At 67.4% G+C, this 15,708-nt stretch carries 15 protein-coding genes; 5 read left to right on the forward strand and 10 right to left on the reverse strand.

Features of this window, described 5'->3' with window-relative positions:
* Positions 1–21: 21 nt before the first annotated feature.
* Together ACSFA8_RS21805 and ACSFA8_RS21810 are read right to left on the reverse strand one after the other, a co-directional pair.
* On the reverse strand, positions 22–531 hold the full coding sequence (locus ACSFA8_RS21805) for a hypothetical protein (RefSeq protein ID WP_435481571.1): 510 nt from the start codon (positions 529–531) through the stop codon (positions 22–24).
* Positions 532–610: 79 nt separating this feature from the next.
* The gene (locus tag ACSFA8_RS21810) at positions 611–1,522 is read right to left on the reverse strand and encodes a LysR family transcriptional regulator (RefSeq protein WP_435481572.1); all 912 of its coding nucleotides are present in this window, start codon (positions 1,520–1,522) and stop codon (positions 611–613) included.
* Between the two features lie 116 nt (positions 1,523–1,638).
* Between ACSFA8_RS21810 and ACSFA8_RS21815 the strand changes: the two genes are divergently transcribed.
* Both ACSFA8_RS21815 and ACSFA8_RS21820 read left to right on the forward strand, forming a co-directional pair.
* Positions 1,639–3,114, forward strand: coding sequence for an amidase (locus tag ACSFA8_RS21815; RefSeq protein ID WP_435481573.1), 1,476 nt, complete (start codon positions 1,639–1,641; stop codon positions 3,112–3,114).
* Between the two features lie 61 nt (positions 3,115–3,175).
* Positions 3,176–4,159, forward strand: coding sequence for a Bug family tripartite tricarboxylate transporter substrate binding protein (locus ACSFA8_RS21820; RefSeq protein ID WP_435481574.1), 984 nt, complete (start codon positions 3,176–3,178; stop codon positions 4,157–4,159).
* 27 nt (positions 4,160–4,186) lie between these two features.
* On the opposite strand, the gene ACSFA8_RS21825 is transcribed toward ACSFA8_RS21820, so the two are convergent.
* The 5 genes from ACSFA8_RS21825 to ACSFA8_RS21845 form a co-directional block, all read right to left on the reverse strand.
* Entirely contained in the window at positions 4,187–5,479 is a 1,293-nt protein-coding gene (locus tag ACSFA8_RS21825) for a TRAP transporter large permease (RefSeq protein WP_435481575.1), read from the reverse strand.
* A 9-nt stretch (positions 5,480–5,488) separates the two neighbouring features.
* On the reverse strand, positions 5,489–6,001 hold the full coding sequence (locus tag ACSFA8_RS21830) for a TRAP transporter small permease (RefSeq protein ID WP_435481576.1): 513 nt from the start codon (positions 5,999–6,001) through the stop codon (positions 5,489–5,491).
* An 82-nt stretch (positions 6,002–6,083) separates the two neighbouring features.
* Positions 6,084–7,055, reverse strand: coding sequence for a TRAP transporter substrate-binding protein (locus ACSFA8_RS21835; protein WP_435481577.1), 972 nt, complete (start codon positions 7,053–7,055; stop codon positions 6,084–6,086).
* Between the two features lie 55 nt (positions 7,056–7,110).
* Positions 7,111–8,121 carry a D-erythronate dehydrogenase gene (denD, locus tag ACSFA8_RS21840; RefSeq protein ID WP_435481578.1) on the reverse strand — a complete coding sequence of 337 codons (1,011 nt, stop codon included), beginning with the start codon at positions 8,119–8,121 and terminating at the stop codon, positions 7,111–7,113.
* A 119-nt stretch (positions 8,122–8,240) separates the two neighbouring features.
* A complete protein-coding gene (locus ACSFA8_RS21845; protein ID WP_435481579.1) occupies positions 8,241–9,941 on the reverse strand; it encodes an electron transfer flavoprotein-ubiquinone oxidoreductase in 1,701 nt (566 codons plus the stop codon).
* 131 nt (positions 9,942–10,072) lie between these two features.
* On the opposite strand from ACSFA8_RS21845, the gene ACSFA8_RS21850 reads away from it, so the two are divergent.
* Positions 10,073–10,495 (forward strand): acyl-CoA thioesterase, encoded by a 423-nt coding sequence (locus ACSFA8_RS21850; RefSeq protein ID WP_435481580.1) that lies wholly within the window; start codon positions 10,073–10,075, stop codon positions 10,493–10,495.
* Here the strand turns inward: ACSFA8_RS21850 and ACSFA8_RS21855 are convergent.
* Positions 10,492–11,826 (reverse strand): sensor histidine kinase, encoded by a 1,335-nt coding sequence (locus ACSFA8_RS21855; protein ID WP_435481581.1) that lies wholly within the window; start codon positions 11,824–11,826, stop codon positions 10,492–10,494. The two genes, ACSFA8_RS21850 and ACSFA8_RS21855, sit on opposite strands and share 4 nt — an antisense overlap.
* Entirely contained in the window at positions 11,823–12,494 is a 672-nt protein-coding gene (locus tag ACSFA8_RS21860) for a response regulator (protein WP_435481582.1), read from the reverse strand. Before ACSFA8_RS21860 ends, ACSFA8_RS21855 begins: the two co-directional genes overlap by 4 nt.
* A gap of 84 nt (positions 12,495–12,578) precedes the next feature.
* Here ACSFA8_RS21860 and ACSFA8_RS21865 point away from each other — a divergent pair, with 84 nt between their 5' ends.
* A complete protein-coding gene (locus ACSFA8_RS21865; protein ID WP_435481583.1) occupies positions 12,579–13,286 on the forward strand; it encodes a phosphatase PAP2 family protein in 708 nt (235 codons plus the stop codon).
* A 46-nt stretch (positions 13,287–13,332) separates the two neighbouring features.
* Positions 13,333–15,093 carry a phosphoethanolamine transferase gene (locus ACSFA8_RS21870; protein WP_435481584.1) on the forward strand — a complete coding sequence of 587 codons (1,761 nt, stop codon included), beginning with the start codon at positions 13,333–13,335 and terminating at the stop codon, positions 15,091–15,093.
* A 21-nt stretch (positions 15,094–15,114) separates the two neighbouring features.
* Here ACSFA8_RS21870 and ACSFA8_RS21875 read toward each other — a convergent pair whose 3' ends face one another.
* Positions 15,115–15,696, reverse strand: a complete 582-nt coding sequence (locus ACSFA8_RS21875; protein ID WP_435481585.1) for a peroxidase-related enzyme — start codon at positions 15,694–15,696, stop codon at positions 15,115–15,117.
* Positions 15,697–15,708 lie beyond the last annotated feature (12 nt).

The raw sequence follows: 15,708 nt of genomic DNA on the forward strand, positions 1-15,708 counted from the left end.
CGCGAAGCGAGGGGTTTCGCGTCAGTGCACGAATTCGGCCGGCGGCAGCAGCCGGTCGATGCGCTCCCGCAGCGATTCGGCGCGCTCCGCGCCGGCGGTCTTCTCGACCTCGGCGAGCATCAGTGCGGCGATGGCCAGCATCGCCTCGCGGTCGCGGGCTTCGCGCAGGGCGTCGCGCATCTGCAGCGCGAACCCGGGGTCGCGCCGCACGAACATGCGCTCGCAGATGTCGAACAGGAACATGCGCGTGGTGGCCAGCGAGCGCTTGCCGTCGAATGTGTCGGCCGCGGCCGCGGGGCGGATCGGCTCGGCCGCGGGTTGCGCGGCGGCCGGCGGCTCGTGCAGGTAGCCGCGCTGCGCCAGGGCCCGGATCGCGTCCCTGGCCTCGCCCCGGTTGGGGAACAGGGGGCTGAAGTCGGTCAGCGAACGCCGGCCGTCAGCCATCAGCAGCAGCGCGCGCTCGCGCTGGCTCAGGGTGCGCTGGCCGCCTTGCAGCTCGTCGCGCGCCTTGTCGGTTTTGGTGGGAAACATGGCAGGCGGCTCTTTCGGAAATGGAAGGCCGCAGCATGGCGCCCGCTGGTTACATCTTCGTGAACCGCCGGCGCCGCGATCACGCGGGCGGCGACAGTTGCGCACGCAAATACTCGAGGAACGCGACGATGCCCTGCGGCAAGGTGCGCCCGGCCAGGGTCTGCACCTCGATCGCGCGGCCGTTCATGCCGCGCTCGCGGATCGGCGCCGCATGCAGCTCGCCGCGCCGCACGCGGTCGCGCACCGTCACCTCACCCGATATCGACAGCCCGCCGCCGTGCAGCACGAAGTTGGTGAGCGACTCGAAATGGTCGCTGACCAGCACCGGGTCGAACACCAGGCGGCGCTGGCTGCAGCCGATGTCGAACAACTGGCGCACGGTGTTGTCGCGCTCGGGCAGGGCGATCGGGTGCGGGTGCATCTGCGTCAGCGTGACCGTGGGAAAGCGCGCCAGTGCGTGGTCGGGCCGCATGATGGCGTACACCGGCGCCACCTGCATGTGCTGCACGTGGATGTCGCGTTCGGCGGCGCGGCTGTAGGTGAGGCCGATGTCCACGTCGCCGTTGAGGACGGCGGTGGTCACCTGGGCGGGAGCGACCACCCGCAGGTGAAACAGGATGCCCGGGTAGTTTGCGCGGAATCCGGCCATCACCCGCGGCAGGAACTCGATCGCGAAGCCCGACGAACTGCCCAGGCGCACCAACCCGCGCCGCAGCCCCTGCAGCGCCTGGATGTCTGACACCACGCGGTCGGCTTCCATGGCGCCTCGGCGCGCATGCGCGGCCAGCAGTTCCCCGGCCGCACTGGGCGACATGCCGCGCGCGTGGCGCTCGAACAGCGGTACGCCCAGCAGTTCTTCCAGCGCCGCGACCTGCCGGCTCACCGCCGAGGGTGACACGCTGAGCCGCCCGGCGGCTTCGCTGACCGAGCCGCTGCGCACGACCTCGAGAAAGTAGCGCAGGGCGGTGTCCTGAAGTCGGCTGGAACGCATCGAAGGCCCTCGGAGGTTTGCGTAAAACGCAAAGGTACCTGAAACAAACGGCGATTGTCGTCAAGCTGGCGGCAGCTTATTCTGGCTCCATCCCGTCACATTTCCCTTGGAAACGCATGCAGATTTCCCCCTCCGCCCCAGTTGCGGCCCGCGCATCGGGCATCGTGGATCTCACGGCCACCGCGCTGTCGCGCGCCATCCATGCCCGCAAGGTCTCGTGCGTGGAAGTGCTCGATGCGTTCCTGGCGCAGATCGACCGCTTCAATCCAGTGGTCAATGCCATCGTGGCCGCTGCCGACCGCGAGACGCTGCACGCCCAGGCCGTGCAGCGCGACGCGCAGCTGGCGCAGGGCCGCAGCCTCGGCCCGCTGCACGGATTTCCGCAGGCGCCCAAGGACATCATGCCGGTGGCCGGCATGGTCACAACCCGGGGCTCGCCGATCTTCCGCGGTCAGGTTACGCCGGCCGATGCGGTGGTGTTCGAGCGCATGCGCGCGGGCGGCGCGCTGTTCGTCGGGCGCACCAACACGCCGGAGTTCGGCCTGGGCGGCCACACCTACAACCCGGTGTACGGCGCCACGCGCAACGCCTTCGACCCGGCGCGCTCGGCGGGCGGCAGCAGCGGCGGCGCGGGCGTGGCGGTGGCACTGCGCATGCTGCCGGTGGCCGACGGCTCCGACATGATGGGCTCGCTGCGCACGCCGGCGGCCTTCAACAACGTGTATGGCCTGCGCACCTCCATCGGCTGCGTGCCGCACGGGCCGACCGAGGAGGTGTTCTTCCAGCAGTTCAGCGTGGCCGGGCCGATGGCACGCGACATTCCCGACTTGGCGATGCTGCTGTCGGTGCAGGCTGGTTTCGACGCGCGCCTTCCGCTCACGCATCGGCACGCCGAGGGCGTCGACTTCCTGAAGCAGCCGCTGGCGCGCGATTTCCGTGGCATGCGCATCGGCTGGCTCGGCGACCTGGGCGGCCACCTGCCGACCGAGCCAGGCGTGCTCGACACCTGCACGCAGGCGCTGCGGCATTTCGAGGCGGTGGGCTGCACGGTCGAGGCGGTGCTGCCGCGGTTCGACCTGGAGCAGATGTGGCGAGCCTGGATCGACCTGCGCAGCTTCGCCGTGGCGGGCGCCAACGCGGGGCTTTACCGCGACGCCGCGACGCGCGGGCTGCTCAAGCCCGAGGCGGTGTGGGAGATCGAGCGCGGCCTGCAACTAAGTGGCATGCAGGTGTACGACGCCGCGCGCACGCGCTCGGCCTGGTACCAGGTGCTGCACGGCCTGTTCGCGCAGTACGACTTCCTGGTGATGCCCTCGGCACAGGTGTTCCCCTTCGACGTGGCGCTCGACTGGCCGCACGAGGTGGGCGGCCGCGCCATGGACACCTACCACCGCTGGATGCAGGCCGTGGTGCCCGCCACCATGGCCGGCCTGCCGGCGTTGGCCGCGCCCGCCGGCTTCGGTGCGGGCGGGCTGCCGGCAGGCCTGCAGATCATCGGCCCGGCACAGGCCGACATGGCCGTGCTGCAACTCGGCCATGCCTACGACCAGGCCAGCGGCCATGCGCGGGTGCGCAGCCCCTTGCTCGGCTGAACGCCTCGTTTCTTGCTTTGCCCTTTGCCCTGCACCTTTTGCCAACCTGGAGCTTCGCACCATGCCGCTGACCCGTACCCGCTTTCTCTCCTGCCTGCTGGCAGCCGCTGCGGCATGTGCCGCGCCGTCCACCGTGCTGGCGCAGGGCTACCCCGAGCGCCCCATCAAGCTGGTCGTGCCCTTCGCGCCGGGTGGCGCCACCGACATCCTGGGCCGGCTGCTGGCCAGTTCGATGGGCGAGAAGCTCGGCCAGCCCATAGTGGTCGAGAACCGGGCGGGCGCCGGCACGGTGGTTGCGGCCTCGCTGGTGGCCAAGGCGCCGGCCGACGGCTACACGCTGCTGCTGGGCGCCAGCACCACACTCACGCTGAACCCCGCCATCCGCACGAACCTGCCCTATGACCCGATCCGCAGCTTCACGCCGCTGGGCCTGGTGGCCGACATGGGGCTGCTGCTGGTGGCCGGCAAGGACACGCCGGGCGCCTCGCTCAAGGACATCGTGGCCCAGGCCAAGGCCGCGCCCGACAAGTTTTCCTACGGCTCTTTCGGCACCGGCTCCTCGGTGCACTTCGGCGGCGAGATGCTCAAGTCCGCCGCGGGCATCCAGATGGTTCACGTGCCGTTCAACGGCAGCTCGCCCAGCCTCACGGCGCTGATGGGCGGACAGGTGCAGGTCGCGGTGGACACCGTGGTCGCCTCGGCGCCGCTGATCAAGGCGGGCAAGATCCGGCCGATCGCTGCGCTCGGCGCGCAACGGCTGGCGCTGCTGCCCGCCGTGCCGACCGTGGCCGAGAGCGGCTACCCGGGCTTCGACATGGGCACCTGGTTCGCGCTGCTCGCGCCGGCGGGACTGCCTGCGCCGGTGCAGGCGAAGCTGGAGGCGGCGCTGGCCGACACCGCGCGCGCGCCCGAATTCAAGAAGAAGCTGATCGAGCTGGGCCTTACGCCGTCGTGGGGCCCCGGCAGCGCACTGCGCGAGCGGGTCGAGCGCGAACTGCCGCAGATGCGCGCGGTGGCCGCGCGCGCCGACATCCGGGTCGATTAAGAGCCGGCGCCGGACGCGGCGCGCGCGCTACTTGAACCCGAGCGCTCGCGGCAGCCAGGTGCTCAGTGCGGGAACGAAGGTCAGGATGACCAGCACCACGCCGTGCGCCCACAGGAAGGGCACCAGTTCGCGCACCAGTTGCGACATCGGCACCTTCGACACGTTGCAGGTGACGAACAGCAGCCCCCCGACCGGCGGCGTGATCATGCCGAGCGTGAGGTTGTAGATCACGATCATCGCGAAGTGCACCGGGTCGACGCCCAGCTTCATGGCAACCGGCGCCAGAATCGGCGCCAGCACCATCACGCCCGGCAGCGGTTCGATGAAGATGCCGAACAGCAGCAGGAACACGTTGACGATGATGAGGAACATCCACGGCGACAGGTTCATGCCCACCAGCCACTCGGCCATCTGCTGCGGCACGCCTTCGATGGTGAGGATCCAGGCGAACGAGGCCGACAGGCCGATGATGATCAACACGGACGCCGAGAGCAGCGCCGACCGTTCCAGGATGTTGGGCAGCGCCTTCCATTCCAGCGTGCGGTAGACGAACTTGCCGCAGACCAGCGCGTAGAACACCGCCACCACCGACGCTTCGGTGGGCGTGAACCAGCCGGCGCGCATGCCGCCCAGGATGATCACCGGGAGCAGGATCGCGGGGATCGCCTTCCAGGTCGTTTCGAGAATCTCGCGCAGGGGCGGCGTGCGGCCGTCGCCTTTGTAGTTGCGCTTTTTCGAGACGTGGAAATTGACGATGCACATCGCCACCGCGATCAGCAGGCCCGGCAGCAAGCCGGCCACGAACAGCGTGCCGACCGAAACGGATTCGTCCTGCAGCGCGTAGATGATCATGATGATCGAAGGCGGGATGATCGGGCCCACGATCGCGGTGGAGGCGGTCAGCGCGGCGGCGTAGGAGCGGTCGTAGCCGGCCTTGTCCATCATCTTGATCAGCATCGAGCCCGGGCCAGCCGCGTCGGCCAGCGCCGAGCCGGAGATGCCCGAGAAGAAGGTCAGCGACACCACGTTGGTGTAACCCAGGCCGCCCCGGCGGTGCCCGACGAACTGCCCGGCAAAGCGCAGCAGCACCTCGGTCAGCGAGCCGCCGCTCATGAGCTCGGCCGCCAGAATGAAGAAGGGCACCGCCATCAGCGGAAAGCTGTCGATGCCGGCGAAGGTTTCCTTCAGCAGCACCATCAGCGGATAGCTCTCCGCAAGAATCAGCGTGGTGACGGTCGAGAGCCCGAGCGCGAACGCGACCGGCACGCCGATGGCGAGAAACAAGCAGGCGGAGACGATGAGAACAACACTGGCGTCCATGATCGCTCCTTACAGCGAGGCGCTGGCATTGGCATCGAAGTGCGCGTCGGACGCGAACTCTCTTCGGAGCACGTAGCCCTTGACCACCAGCAGGAAGTGCACGATCAGCAGCACGCCGCCGATCAGCATGGCGCTGTAGATGTAGGCAAACGGAATCTGCGTCACGGCCGTCAGCTGGAACATGGTGCGCTGCATGTAGAGCCAGCCGTACCAGACCATGAAGCCGAAGAACGCGAACAGCAATGCCGCCACCGCCGCACGCACGGCAATCGCGGCTTTCGGCGGCAGGGCGTCCTGCAGGTTGTCGACGGCGATGTGGCCGCCATAGCGCAGCACCGGCCCGGCGCCCAGAAAGGTGAGCCAGATCATCATGTGGCGCGACACCTCTTCGGCCCACTCGAGCGACTGGTTGGTGAGGTAGCGCAGCGCCACGTTGGTGAAGATGATGACCGACATGGCGGCCAGCAACAGGATCAGCGCCCAGCGGTTGGCGAAGAGAAAAGAGCGCTCGAAGGCTTGCACGTTGTTTTTACCGGTTCTGCGACTTTGAAAAGCGAACCGCCCGGCGATTGCGGGCCGGGCGGCTTCAGGGAATGGACGCGGCTTACTTGACGTCCGCGATCTTCTTGATGTTGTCGGCGCCGAACTCCTTGGCATAGCCCGCATAGGCCGGCTTGAGCGCTTCGCGGAAAGCCGCGCCATCGACCGTGCGCGTGACCTTCATGCCGTCTTTCTCGAGCTGGGCGATGCCGTTGTTCTCGTCGTCGTTGACCTTCTTGCGCTGGGCCAGGGCGGCCTTCTTCGCCGCCTCGACGAAGACCTTCTTGTCGGCGTCAGAGAGCTTGTTCCAGACCTTGGGCGACAGCAGCAGCAGGGCCGGCGAATAGACGTGGCCAGTGAGCGACAGGTGCTTTTGCACCTGCGAGAACTTGGAAGAAAGGATCACCGGAATCGGGTTCTCCTGGCCGTCGACCGTGCCTTGCTGCAGCGCGCCGAACAGTTCGGGGAATGCCATCGGCGTCGGCAGGATGCCGAAGGTGCGGTAGCCGTCCATGTGCACCTTGTTTTCCATCGTGCGCATCTTCAGGCCGGCGGCGTCGCTCGGCTTGACGATGTCGCGCTTGCTGTTGGTCATGTGGCGGAAGCCGTTCTCGGTCCAGGCCAGCGCGATGATGCCCTTGCTCGGGAACTTGGTCAGGATGTCCTGGCCGATCGGGCCGTCCATCACCTTGCGCGCATGGTCGTAGTCGCGAAAAAGGAACGGGATGTCGACGATCTTGACTTCGGGCACGAAGTTGCCGACCGGGCCTGTCGAGGTGTTCACCAGGTCTTGCGTGCCGAGCTGGACGGCCTCGATCTGGTCGCGCTCGCCGCCAAGGGCCGAACTGGCGAAGTGCTGGCACTTGAAGCGGCCCTGGGTGCCTTTTTCGACTTCGTCGCAGAACACCGTGGAGCCGACCCCATAGTGCGACTCCTTGGATGTGGCATACCCGATCTTGAGCGTGGTGGTTTGCGCGCATGCGCCGGCGCTGAGGGCAAGCGAGAGGCAAGCGGCGGCAATGTGGCCGAGTTTCATGGTGTCTCCGGGATTTTTGTGGCGCGCGCGGAATGCGCGGCGAACGACCCGACGACTATGCCGCAACGGGCAGCATCACAGCGTCGGGATTTTCACGGACATAGTCGCGCACGATCGCATCGATGCTCTCGTCGGCGTAGAGGCCGAGTTCGCGGGCACGTGCCCATTCGAAGCGGCCCGGCCAGCCCGCCACGATCTGCGTGATCGCCGAGTCGGGTGTGCAATCGAGCAAGCTCATGGCCGCACTGCCGGCCACGCGCTCCAGCGCCTCGGCCATTTCGCCCACGCTGACGCAAAGCGAGGGCAGGTTCACCGCGGTGCGCGGGCCCCAGTTGGCATGGGGCGTGGTCGCGGCGCAGATCAGGCCCTCGATGGTGCGGGCCGGTGAAGAGAGCGCCACCAGCGTCTCGGGCGGTACCGGGCAGCGGCCGGGCAGACCGGCCAGCGGCTCGCGGAACATGCCGCTGAAAAAGCCGGAGGCCGCGCCGTTCGGCTGGCCCGGCCGCACGCTCACCGTCATGAGCCGCACGCTGCGGCCGTGCACGAAGCCCTTGCGGCAATAGTCGGCCACGAGCTGTTCGCAGATGAACTTCTGGATGCCGTAGCTGGTTTGCGGCGTCGGGAGCGTGTCGTCTTCGATCACGCGCGGCAGCGGCGACCCGAACACTGCCAGCGAGCTCGAGAACACCACCATCGGGCGTGTGTGCTGCGCCCTGCAGGCCTCCAGCAAGGCCTGGGTGGCGGCCAGATTGCTGCGCATGCCGAGGTCGAAGTCGGCCTCGCATTCGCCGCTGACGGCGGCGGCGAGGTGGAACACCAGCGCCGTCTCGGCCGGCAACCCGCGCTGTGCGCTGTCGGGGTCGAGCAGTTCGCACAGGTCGCCGGTAACCACATCGACCCTGGGATGCAGCGCCAGGTCGTCCGGCGGGGGGACGCGATCGACCAGCGTGAGCATGGCGATGCGGCGCTCCTTGCCGCCGGCCACACCCAGCCCGCCTTTCGCGAGCAGCGTGCGCGCGAGCCGCACGCCCAGAAATCCGGAGCCGCCGGTGATCACGATGTGCATGATTTGTCTCCTGTGCAGCCCAAGGGTACGTGGACTTGCCGTCCCGTGCATCCCCTGTTTGGAGCAGCAGCGTGCCACCATGGAAAAAACGCGCCTTTTGGCGCGTTCCTTCAACGGTGCTACATGCCCACGTAATTCGGCCCGCCGCCGCCTTCGGGCGTGACCCACACGATGTTCTGTGTCGGATCCTTGATGTCGCAGGTCTTGCAGTGCACGCAGTTCTGCGCATTGATCTGCAGCCGCTCCTTGCCGGTCTCGGCCGAGGGCACGAATTCGTAGACACCGGCCGGGCAGTAGCGCGCCTCGGGGCCGGCGTATTTGGCCAGGTTGATGTTGACCGGCACCGAGGCGTCCTTCAGCGTCAGGTGCGCCGGCTGCTGCTCTTCGTGGTTCGTGTTGCTGATGAACACGCTGGAGAGCCGGTCGAAGGTGAGCTTGCCGTCGGGCTTGGGGTAGACGATCGGTTCGCACTCCGAGGCCGGCTTGAGCGCGGCATGGTCGGGCTTGTCGCGGTGCAGCGTCCACGGGATGTGGCCCTTGAGCAGCCATTGCTCGATGCCGTTCATGAAGGTTGCGATGCCAAGCCCCTTCTTGAACCAGCTCTTGAAGTTGCGCGCCTTGTACAGCTCTGCGTGCAGCCAGCTCTTCTCGAATGCGGCCGGATAGGCCGTGAGTTCATCGTGCTGGCGGCCGGCCTGCAGCGCATCGAATGCGGCGTCGGCAGCCAGCATGCCGGTCTTGATCGCGGCGTGGCTGCCCTTGATGCGGCTCACGTTGAGGTAGCCGGCCTCGCAGCCGACCAGCGCACCGCCCGGGAACACGGTCTTGGGCAGCGACATCAGGCCGCCCGCGGTGATCGCACGCGCGCCGTAGCCGATGCGCTTGGCCGGCTTGATGCCGTGTGCCTCGTCGCCTTCGAGGTACCAGCGGATGTTGGGATGCAGCTTCCAGCGCTGCATTTCCTCGAACGGGCTCAGGTACGGGTTGCTGTAGTCGAGCCCGGTAATGAAGCCGAGCGTGACCTTGTTGTCTTCCATGTGGTACAGGAACGCACCGCCATAGGTATCGCTCTTCATCGGCCAGCCGGCGGTGTGCAGCACGAAGCCGGGCTGGTGGCGCTTGGGGTCGATCTCCCACACTTCCTTCACGCCGAGGCCGTAGGCCTGAGGATCCTTGCCGGCGTCGAGCTTGTACCGGGCGATGAGTTGGCGGCCCAGGTGGCCGCGCGCGCCTTCGGCGAACACGGTGTACTTGCCGTGCAACTCCATGCCGAGCTGGAAGTTCTCGGTGGGTTCGCCGTCCTTGCCAACGCCCAGGTTGCCGGTGGCGACGCCGCGCACCGAGCCGTTTTCGTTGTAGAGCACTTCGGCGGCCGGGAAACCCGGAAAGATCTCGACGCCCAGGCCTTCGGCCTGCTGGGCCAGCCACTTGGTGACGTTGCCCAGGCTCACGATGTAGTTGCCGTGGTTCTGGAAGCAGGCCGGCAGGAACACGCTGGGTGTGCGCAGGCCGCTGTTGCGGCCGAGGAACACCATCGCGTCGTCGGTCACCGGCTGGTTCAGCGGGGCGCCGAGTTCACGCCAGTCGGGGATGAGTTCGGTCAGTGCGCGCGGATCCATGATCGCGCCCGAGAGAATGTGCGCACCCGGCTCGGAGCCCTTCTCGAGCACCACAACCGACACTTCCTTGTTATTGCGAACCGCCAGCTGCTTCAGCCGGATCGCGGTGGCCAGCCCGGCGGGCCCGCCGCCAACCACGACCACGTCGTACTCCATGGCTTCTCGGGGGCCGAACTGGGCGAGGATTTCGTCGTGCGTCATGGGGGTCTCGTCGATAATGATTTGAACTGCAGGGCAGCGCGGGGTGCGGGCATTTTATGCGGCGGCCCCGCCTGGCCCCTGTCACCCTTGTCATCATCTTGCACCGTCAATCACGGCATCAGGGCCGCCGCATGAAGATCGAGATCCCCGAGAAGAAGAAGCTGGTCTACGAAATGTCGATCCCGATCCGTTGGGGTGACATGGACGCGATGAGCCACCTCAACAATGGCACCTACTTCCGCTACATGGAAACGGCGCGCATCGACTGGATGCATTCGATCGGTTTCGAGCCCGACCCGAAGGGCGAAGGCATGGTGATCGTCAACGCGTTCTGCAATTTCTACCGCCAGATCGAATACCCGGGCAACGTGCTGCTGCGCATGTACGTGAGCGACCCCGGCCGCACCACCTTCGAGAGCTGGGCCACCATGGCGCGCGCCGAGGCACCCGAGGTGATCTGTGCGGCCGGCGGTGCGACCACGATCTGGGTCGACTTTCCGAAGCAGAAGGCGGCGACGCTGCCGGACTGGCTGCGCGCCCTGGTCGGCGGCTAGGCAGGCCCGAGAACGATCCGCGCCTCGAAGCCCGAGGGCGCGCCCGGCGGCGGCGACACCAGTTCGAGCCGTGCGTCGTGCTTGGTGACGATGGTCGAGACGATCGACAGCCCCAGCCCGTAGCCGGTGCGCCCGTCGGTGTGGCGCACGTGCCGCAGCTGCAGCGTGCGCAGTTCCACCTCGGTGACGCCGGGGCCGAAGTCGCGCACGATGAGGCGGCAGTCGGCAGTGACCTCCAGCTCCACCCGGCTGTCGCGCGCGTAGTGCAGTGCGTTCTCAACCAGGTTGCGCAGCGCGATGGCCAGCGCATCGAAGTCCCCCATGGCGACAGGAGCAGGCTCGGTCTCGGGCACCTTGAGGTCGAGGCGGTCGATCGCGCCCGCTTCCTGCCAGAACTCCTCGGCCACTGTGGCGGCAAGTTGCACCAGGTCGACACGGGTGCGCGCGAGTGACGCACCCGATTCGGCGCGAGACAGCTGCAGCAGCTTCTCGGCGCGGTGGCTCAAAGTTTGCAGCGCGGTCAGCGCGGCCTCCACGTCGCTGCGGCGCAGGTCATGGTCGAGTGCGGTTTGCAGGCGCAACCGCGCCGCTGCCAGCGGCGTGCGCAACTCGTGCGCCGCATTGGCGGCCAGCGCGCGTTCCACGTCGAGTGATTGGGCCAGGCGCTCAAGCAGGTGGTTCACATGGTCGCCGACCAATGCAAGCTCGCGCGGCAGGCCGGGGAGCTGGATGGGGCGCAGGTCGGCGCCGTTCCGCTGGCCGATCTCGCCCGCCAGCTCCCGCAGCACATGCAGTTCGCCGCGCGCGATGCGGCTCAGTAGAAACGCGAGCAGCGGCAGTACCGCTACCAGCGGGAGCAGCAGTCCGAACAGCGTGCGGTTGAGCGCATCACGCCGCTCGCTGAGCGGGTCGGCCACCTGCAGGAACAGCGGCCGTGTGGGATGACGCACCGTATAGATGCGCCAGGCTTCGACGTTGGCGAAACCGGGCGACACCGGCACGTCGAAGGTGTTGGGGGGCGTTTCGGCCGATCGCAGCAGCACACGTTCATTGCCGTTCACCACCTGGTAGAACACCTCGGCATCCTTGAACAGCGGGGTCGGCGCAATCAGCGGGCGGCCTGTCGGCAATTCGTCTTCCCTTCGGCCGATCTCGTGAACCGCGATGTCGAACATACGGTGCGACATCTCGACAAGTTCGTTGTCGAAGTTGAAGTTGATCTCGCGGTCCACATACCAGACGACGCCGAGCACGCACAACAGCCAGACGCCACCGACCCACAGCACCAGCGTGCGGGTAAGCCGGGCGGCCAGAGTGGCGGAAGGCCTCATTCCTCGTCCAGCGAAAACGCGAGCCGGTAACCCAGGCCGCGCAGCGTCTGGATGTGCGCGCGGCCCAGCTTGCGGCGCAGCCGGCTGATAAACACTTCCAGCGTGTTGCTGTCGGTGCCGTCGTCGAACCCGTAGAGCGCGTCCTGCAGCAGTTCGCGCGTGTGGATGCGCTCGGGGCGCGTGGCCATCACGCGCAGCAGGGCCCATTCCTTCTGCGTGAGCGTGACCGGAGCGCCGTTCTTGCGCACCAGCTCGCGCGCCAGGTCGATCTCGATGGTGCCGAGCTGCAGCACCGGCGTGTTGCCGGCGCTGCGGCGCCGCTCCACGGCCCGCAGCCGCGCGAGCAGCTCACCGGGGTCGTAGGGCTTGATCAGGTAATCGTCGGCGCCGGCGTCGAGCCCGCGGATGCGGTCTGTGACCTGGTCGCGCGCCGTCAGCACGATCACGATCGGCCGCTCTTTCAGCGCGCGGATCGTCGGCAGCAGCGACAGGCCGTCGCCGTCGCCCAGGTGCAGATCGAGCAGCACCGCCGCGTACTGCGCCGAAAGCAGGGCGCCGCGCGCGTCGGCCAGGCTCGGCACCGCGTCGACCACGAAGGCCTTGGCGCGCAGGTAGCCGCACACCGCTTCTGACAGGCCGATGTCGTCCTCCACCAGCAATACGCGCACGCAGACCCCTTGTAAGTGAAACCGCGAGTCTATCGAGTCGGCTTCAGGCTGCGTTCAGTCCGCGCCGCTAGGCTTGCGACCCGCATGATCCGATCTTCCCTGCGCGGCCCGCTGGCCGTCACCTTCATCGCGCTGCTTATGCTGCTGGCCTGGGACGCTTCCGGGCTCGACTTGGCGGCGGCGCGGCTGTTCGGCATGCCGTTCGGCTTTCCCTGGCGCAGCAGCCGTCCCCTGATTCTGTGGATGCACGAAGTGCCGCGCTTCGCCAGCTGGGTGCTCGTCATCGGCTTGTTCGCCGCGATCCGCTGGCCGATGGGGGTACTGCACCGCCTCAATCGGGGTGAGCGCGTGCAGCTGGCCGCGACGGTGCTGGCCTCGGTGCTGGCCGTCTCGATGATCAAGACCTACAGCCACACCAGTTGCCCCTGGGACCTGCAGGCCTTCGGCGGCGTGGCGCGCTACGTGTCGCATTGGCAGTGGGGCGTGGGGGACGGCGGGCCGGGCAAGTGCTTTCCGGCCGGCCATGCTTCCGCGGCGTTTGCTTACGTCGGGGGCTGGTTCGTGTTCCGCCGCCACGCGCCCGCCATCGCGTGGCGCTGGCTGGCCGTGGCCATGCTGGCCGGTCTGGCGCTCGGCCTCGGCCAGCAACTGCGCGGTGCCCACTACATGAGTCACACGTTCTGGACGGCCTGGGTTTGCTGGAGCGTGGGTTTCGCGATCGACGCGATGGCGCGGCGCCGGCGCGCGATGCGGGCGCCGGCACGGCTGAACCTCAATCTGAACCGTTCCTGAGGAGCGTGTTCAGGGAGGTTTCAGTCCCGGCGCCTAACTTCGCCGGATGCCTCGCTCACTTGCCCATCCTGCGCCCTCTGCCATCGGCACCACGGCCGATCATGCCCTCCCGATACGCGGCCCTGCCGTGCCGAGCTGGCTGTCGCGCATCGATGAATGGATGTCGCAGCCGCGCACCACACGCAACGTCATCCTCTGGCTGAGCGTCTATCTGGCAGTTGCGGCCAACTGGCCGCTGTGGCTCGAACTGGCACGCATCGGCGGTGCGCCAAGCGTCTACATGCGCTCGGTCGGTGCCATGGCGCTGTTGCTGGTGGCTGGCACGGTGGGCTTGCTGTCGTTGACGGCCTGGTCGCGCTGGTTCAAGCCGCTCTGGTTCGCGGTGGTGCTGCTGGCGGCCGTGGTGCAGCACTACATGCTGGCCTACCGCATCGTGATGGATCCCAGCATGCTGGCGAATGCCACGCAGACCGATCCTAACGAGGTGCGCGACCTGCTGAGCGGGCGCATGCTTCTGAACGTGCTGCTGGTGGCGTTGCTGCCGGCCTGGTGGCTCTGGCGCGTGCGCATCGTGCGTGCGGGTTTGTGGACACACGCCTGGCGCAACCTCGCGCTGTTCGCCGCGGCGGTGGCCGTGGCGGCCGGTGGCGGCATGGCCATGAACCGTGAACTGGCGCCGCTGATGCGCAACAACGTGCACCTGCGCTACATGTTGAACCCGCTGGCCACCGTCTATTCGGCCGGCGCGGTGGCGTTGCGGCCGCTGCTCAAACACAGCCGCAAGCTCATTCCCATGACTGGTGGCGCGGCGCTGGGCGCGAGCTATGCGGGCCAGGCCAGGCCGCCGCTGTTCGTGATCGTGGTGGGCGAAACGGCGAGAGCCGATCACTTCGCCTTGAACGGCTATGCGCGCGACACCAATCCGGAGCTGTCCAGACGCGAGGTGCTGAGCTACCGCAACGTGCATTCTTGCGGCACCAACACGCTGGCCTCGGTGCCCTGCATGTTCTCGCCGATCGGCAAGGTGGCGTTCGAGGCGCGCAAAGACGACTACGAAAACCTGCTCGACGTGATGCAGGCTGCCGGGCTGGCCGTGTTCTGGATCGAGAACCAGTCGGGCTGCAAGGACGTGTGCAACCGCGTGCCCCACGCCGCGGCCGTCGACAGCCTGCCACCTGCCGTGAAGGCCGCGCTCTGCGACGGCGACGAATGCCTGGACGATGCGCTGCTGAACGGCCTCGATGCGCGTCTGGCGGCACTCTCGCCCGAGCGCCGCGCCAAGGGCGTGGTGCTGGTGATGCACCAGATGGGCAGCCACGGCCCGGCCTACTACAAGCGTTCTTCACCCGAGGTGAAAGAGTTCAAGCCCGAGTGCCAGACCAATGCGCTGGCCGAATGTGGCCATGCCGAACTGCTGAACGGCTACGACAACTCGATTCGCTACACCGACCGTTTTCTGGCGCGCACGATCGACTGGCTGAAGAGCCAGTCGAAGGACTACGACACCGCCATGCTCTACCAGAGCGACCACGGCGAATCGCTCGGCGAGTACGGCCTTTTCTTGCATGGCGTGCCGTACAGCTTTGCGCCGGAAGTGCAAAAGCACATTCCGCTGGTGGCCTGGTTCAGCGACGGCATACGTCAGCGCGAAAAGCTGTCGAACCCCTGCCTGCAGGGTGAGCTGGACAAGCCATTCACCCATGACAACCTCTACCACACCGCGCTCGGCGTGATGGATGTGAAGTCGCCGAGCTACAAGCCTGCGCTGGACATGTTCGCGGCCTGTCGCAACGACGGCGCGGCCTGATTTCCTTGTGGAGGTCGCCGCCTACTTCTTCTCGCGCGGCAGCCGTCCCATCAGGAAGAACTCGTTGTTCGGCTGCATCCCGCTGAAGCTCGCCATGCGGTTGGAGAGGCCGAAGAACGACGTGATGGCCGCGATGTCCCAGATGTCCTCGTCGTCGAAGCCGTGCGCGTGCAGCGGCGGGAAGTCGGCCTCGTCGATCTCGTGCGAGCGGCCTGCGACCTTCATCGCAAAGTCGAGCATGGCGCGCTGGCGCGGCGTGATGTCGGCCTTGCGGTAGTTCACGGCCACCTGGTCGGCGACCAGCGGCTTCTTCTCGTAGATGCGCAGCAGCGCGCCGTGCGCCACCACGCAATAGAGGCACTGGTTGGCCGCGCTGGTGGTGGTGACGATCATCTCGCGGTCGCCCTTGGTGAGCGAACCTTCTTCCTTCAGCATCAGTGCGTCGTGGTACGCGAAGAAGGCGCGCCACTCGGCCGGGCGGCGCGCCAGCCCGAGGAACACGTTCGGCACGAAGCCGGCTTTCTCCTGCACCGCGAGGATGGTGGCGCGGATGTCGTCGGGCAGGTCGGCCAGTTCGGCCATCGGGTAACGCGTCTCGCTCATGGCATGTCTCCG

The sequence above is a fragment of the Variovorax nitratireducens genome (assembly GCF_051216545.1).
In the GTDB taxonomy this organism is placed as follows: domain Bacteria; phylum Pseudomonadota; class Gammaproteobacteria; order Burkholderiales; family Burkholderiaceae_C; genus Variovorax.

Bases quoted from the DNA above. Each gene is read 5' to 3' on its own strand.
- ACSFA8_RS21805 (WP_435481571.1), bottom strand. From the start codon at position 531: ATGTTTCCCACCAAAACCGACAAGGCGCGCGACGAGCTGCAAGGCGGC.
- ACSFA8_RS21810 (WP_435481572.1), bottom strand. From the start codon at position 1,522: ATGCGTTCCAGCCGACTTCAGGACACCGCCCTGCGCTACTTTCTCGAG.
- ACSFA8_RS21815 (WP_435481573.1), top strand. From the start codon at position 1,639: ATGCAGATTTCCCCCTCCGCCCCAGTTGCGGCCCGCGCATCGGGCATC.
- ACSFA8_RS21820 (WP_435481574.1), top strand. From the start codon at position 3,176: ATGCCGCTGACCCGTACCCGCTTTCTCTCCTGCCTGCTGGCAGCCGCT.
- ACSFA8_RS21825 (WP_435481575.1), bottom strand. From the start codon at position 5,479: ATGGACGCCAGTGTTGTTCTCATCGTCTCCGCCTGCTTGTTTCTCGCC.
- ACSFA8_RS21835 (WP_435481577.1), bottom strand. From the start codon at position 7,055: ATGAAACTCGGCCACATTGCCGCCGCTTGCCTCTCGCTTGCCCTCAGC.
- denD (WP_435481578.1), bottom strand. From the start codon at position 8,121: ATGCACATCGTGATCACCGGCGGCTCCGGATTTCTGGGCGTGCGGCTC.
- ACSFA8_RS21845 (WP_435481579.1), bottom strand. From the start codon at position 9,941: ATGACGCACGACGAAATCCTCGCCCAGTTCGGCCCCCGAGAAGCCATG.
- ACSFA8_RS21850 (WP_435481580.1), top strand. From the start codon at position 10,073: ATGAAGATCGAGATCCCCGAGAAGAAGAAGCTGGTCTACGAAATGTCG.
- ACSFA8_RS21855 (WP_435481581.1), bottom strand. From the start codon at position 11,826: ATGAGGCCTTCCGCCACTCTGGCCGCCCGGCTTACCCGCACGCTGGTG.
- ACSFA8_RS21865 (WP_435481583.1), top strand. From the start codon at position 12,579: ATGATCCGATCTTCCCTGCGCGGCCCGCTGGCCGTCACCTTCATCGCG.
- ACSFA8_RS21870 (WP_435481584.1), top strand. From the start codon at position 13,333: ATGCCTCGCTCACTTGCCCATCCTGCGCCCTCTGCCATCGGCACCACG.
- ACSFA8_RS21875 (WP_435481585.1), bottom strand. From the start codon at position 15,696: ATGAGCGAGACGCGTTACCCGATGGCCGAACTGGCCGACCTGCCCGAC.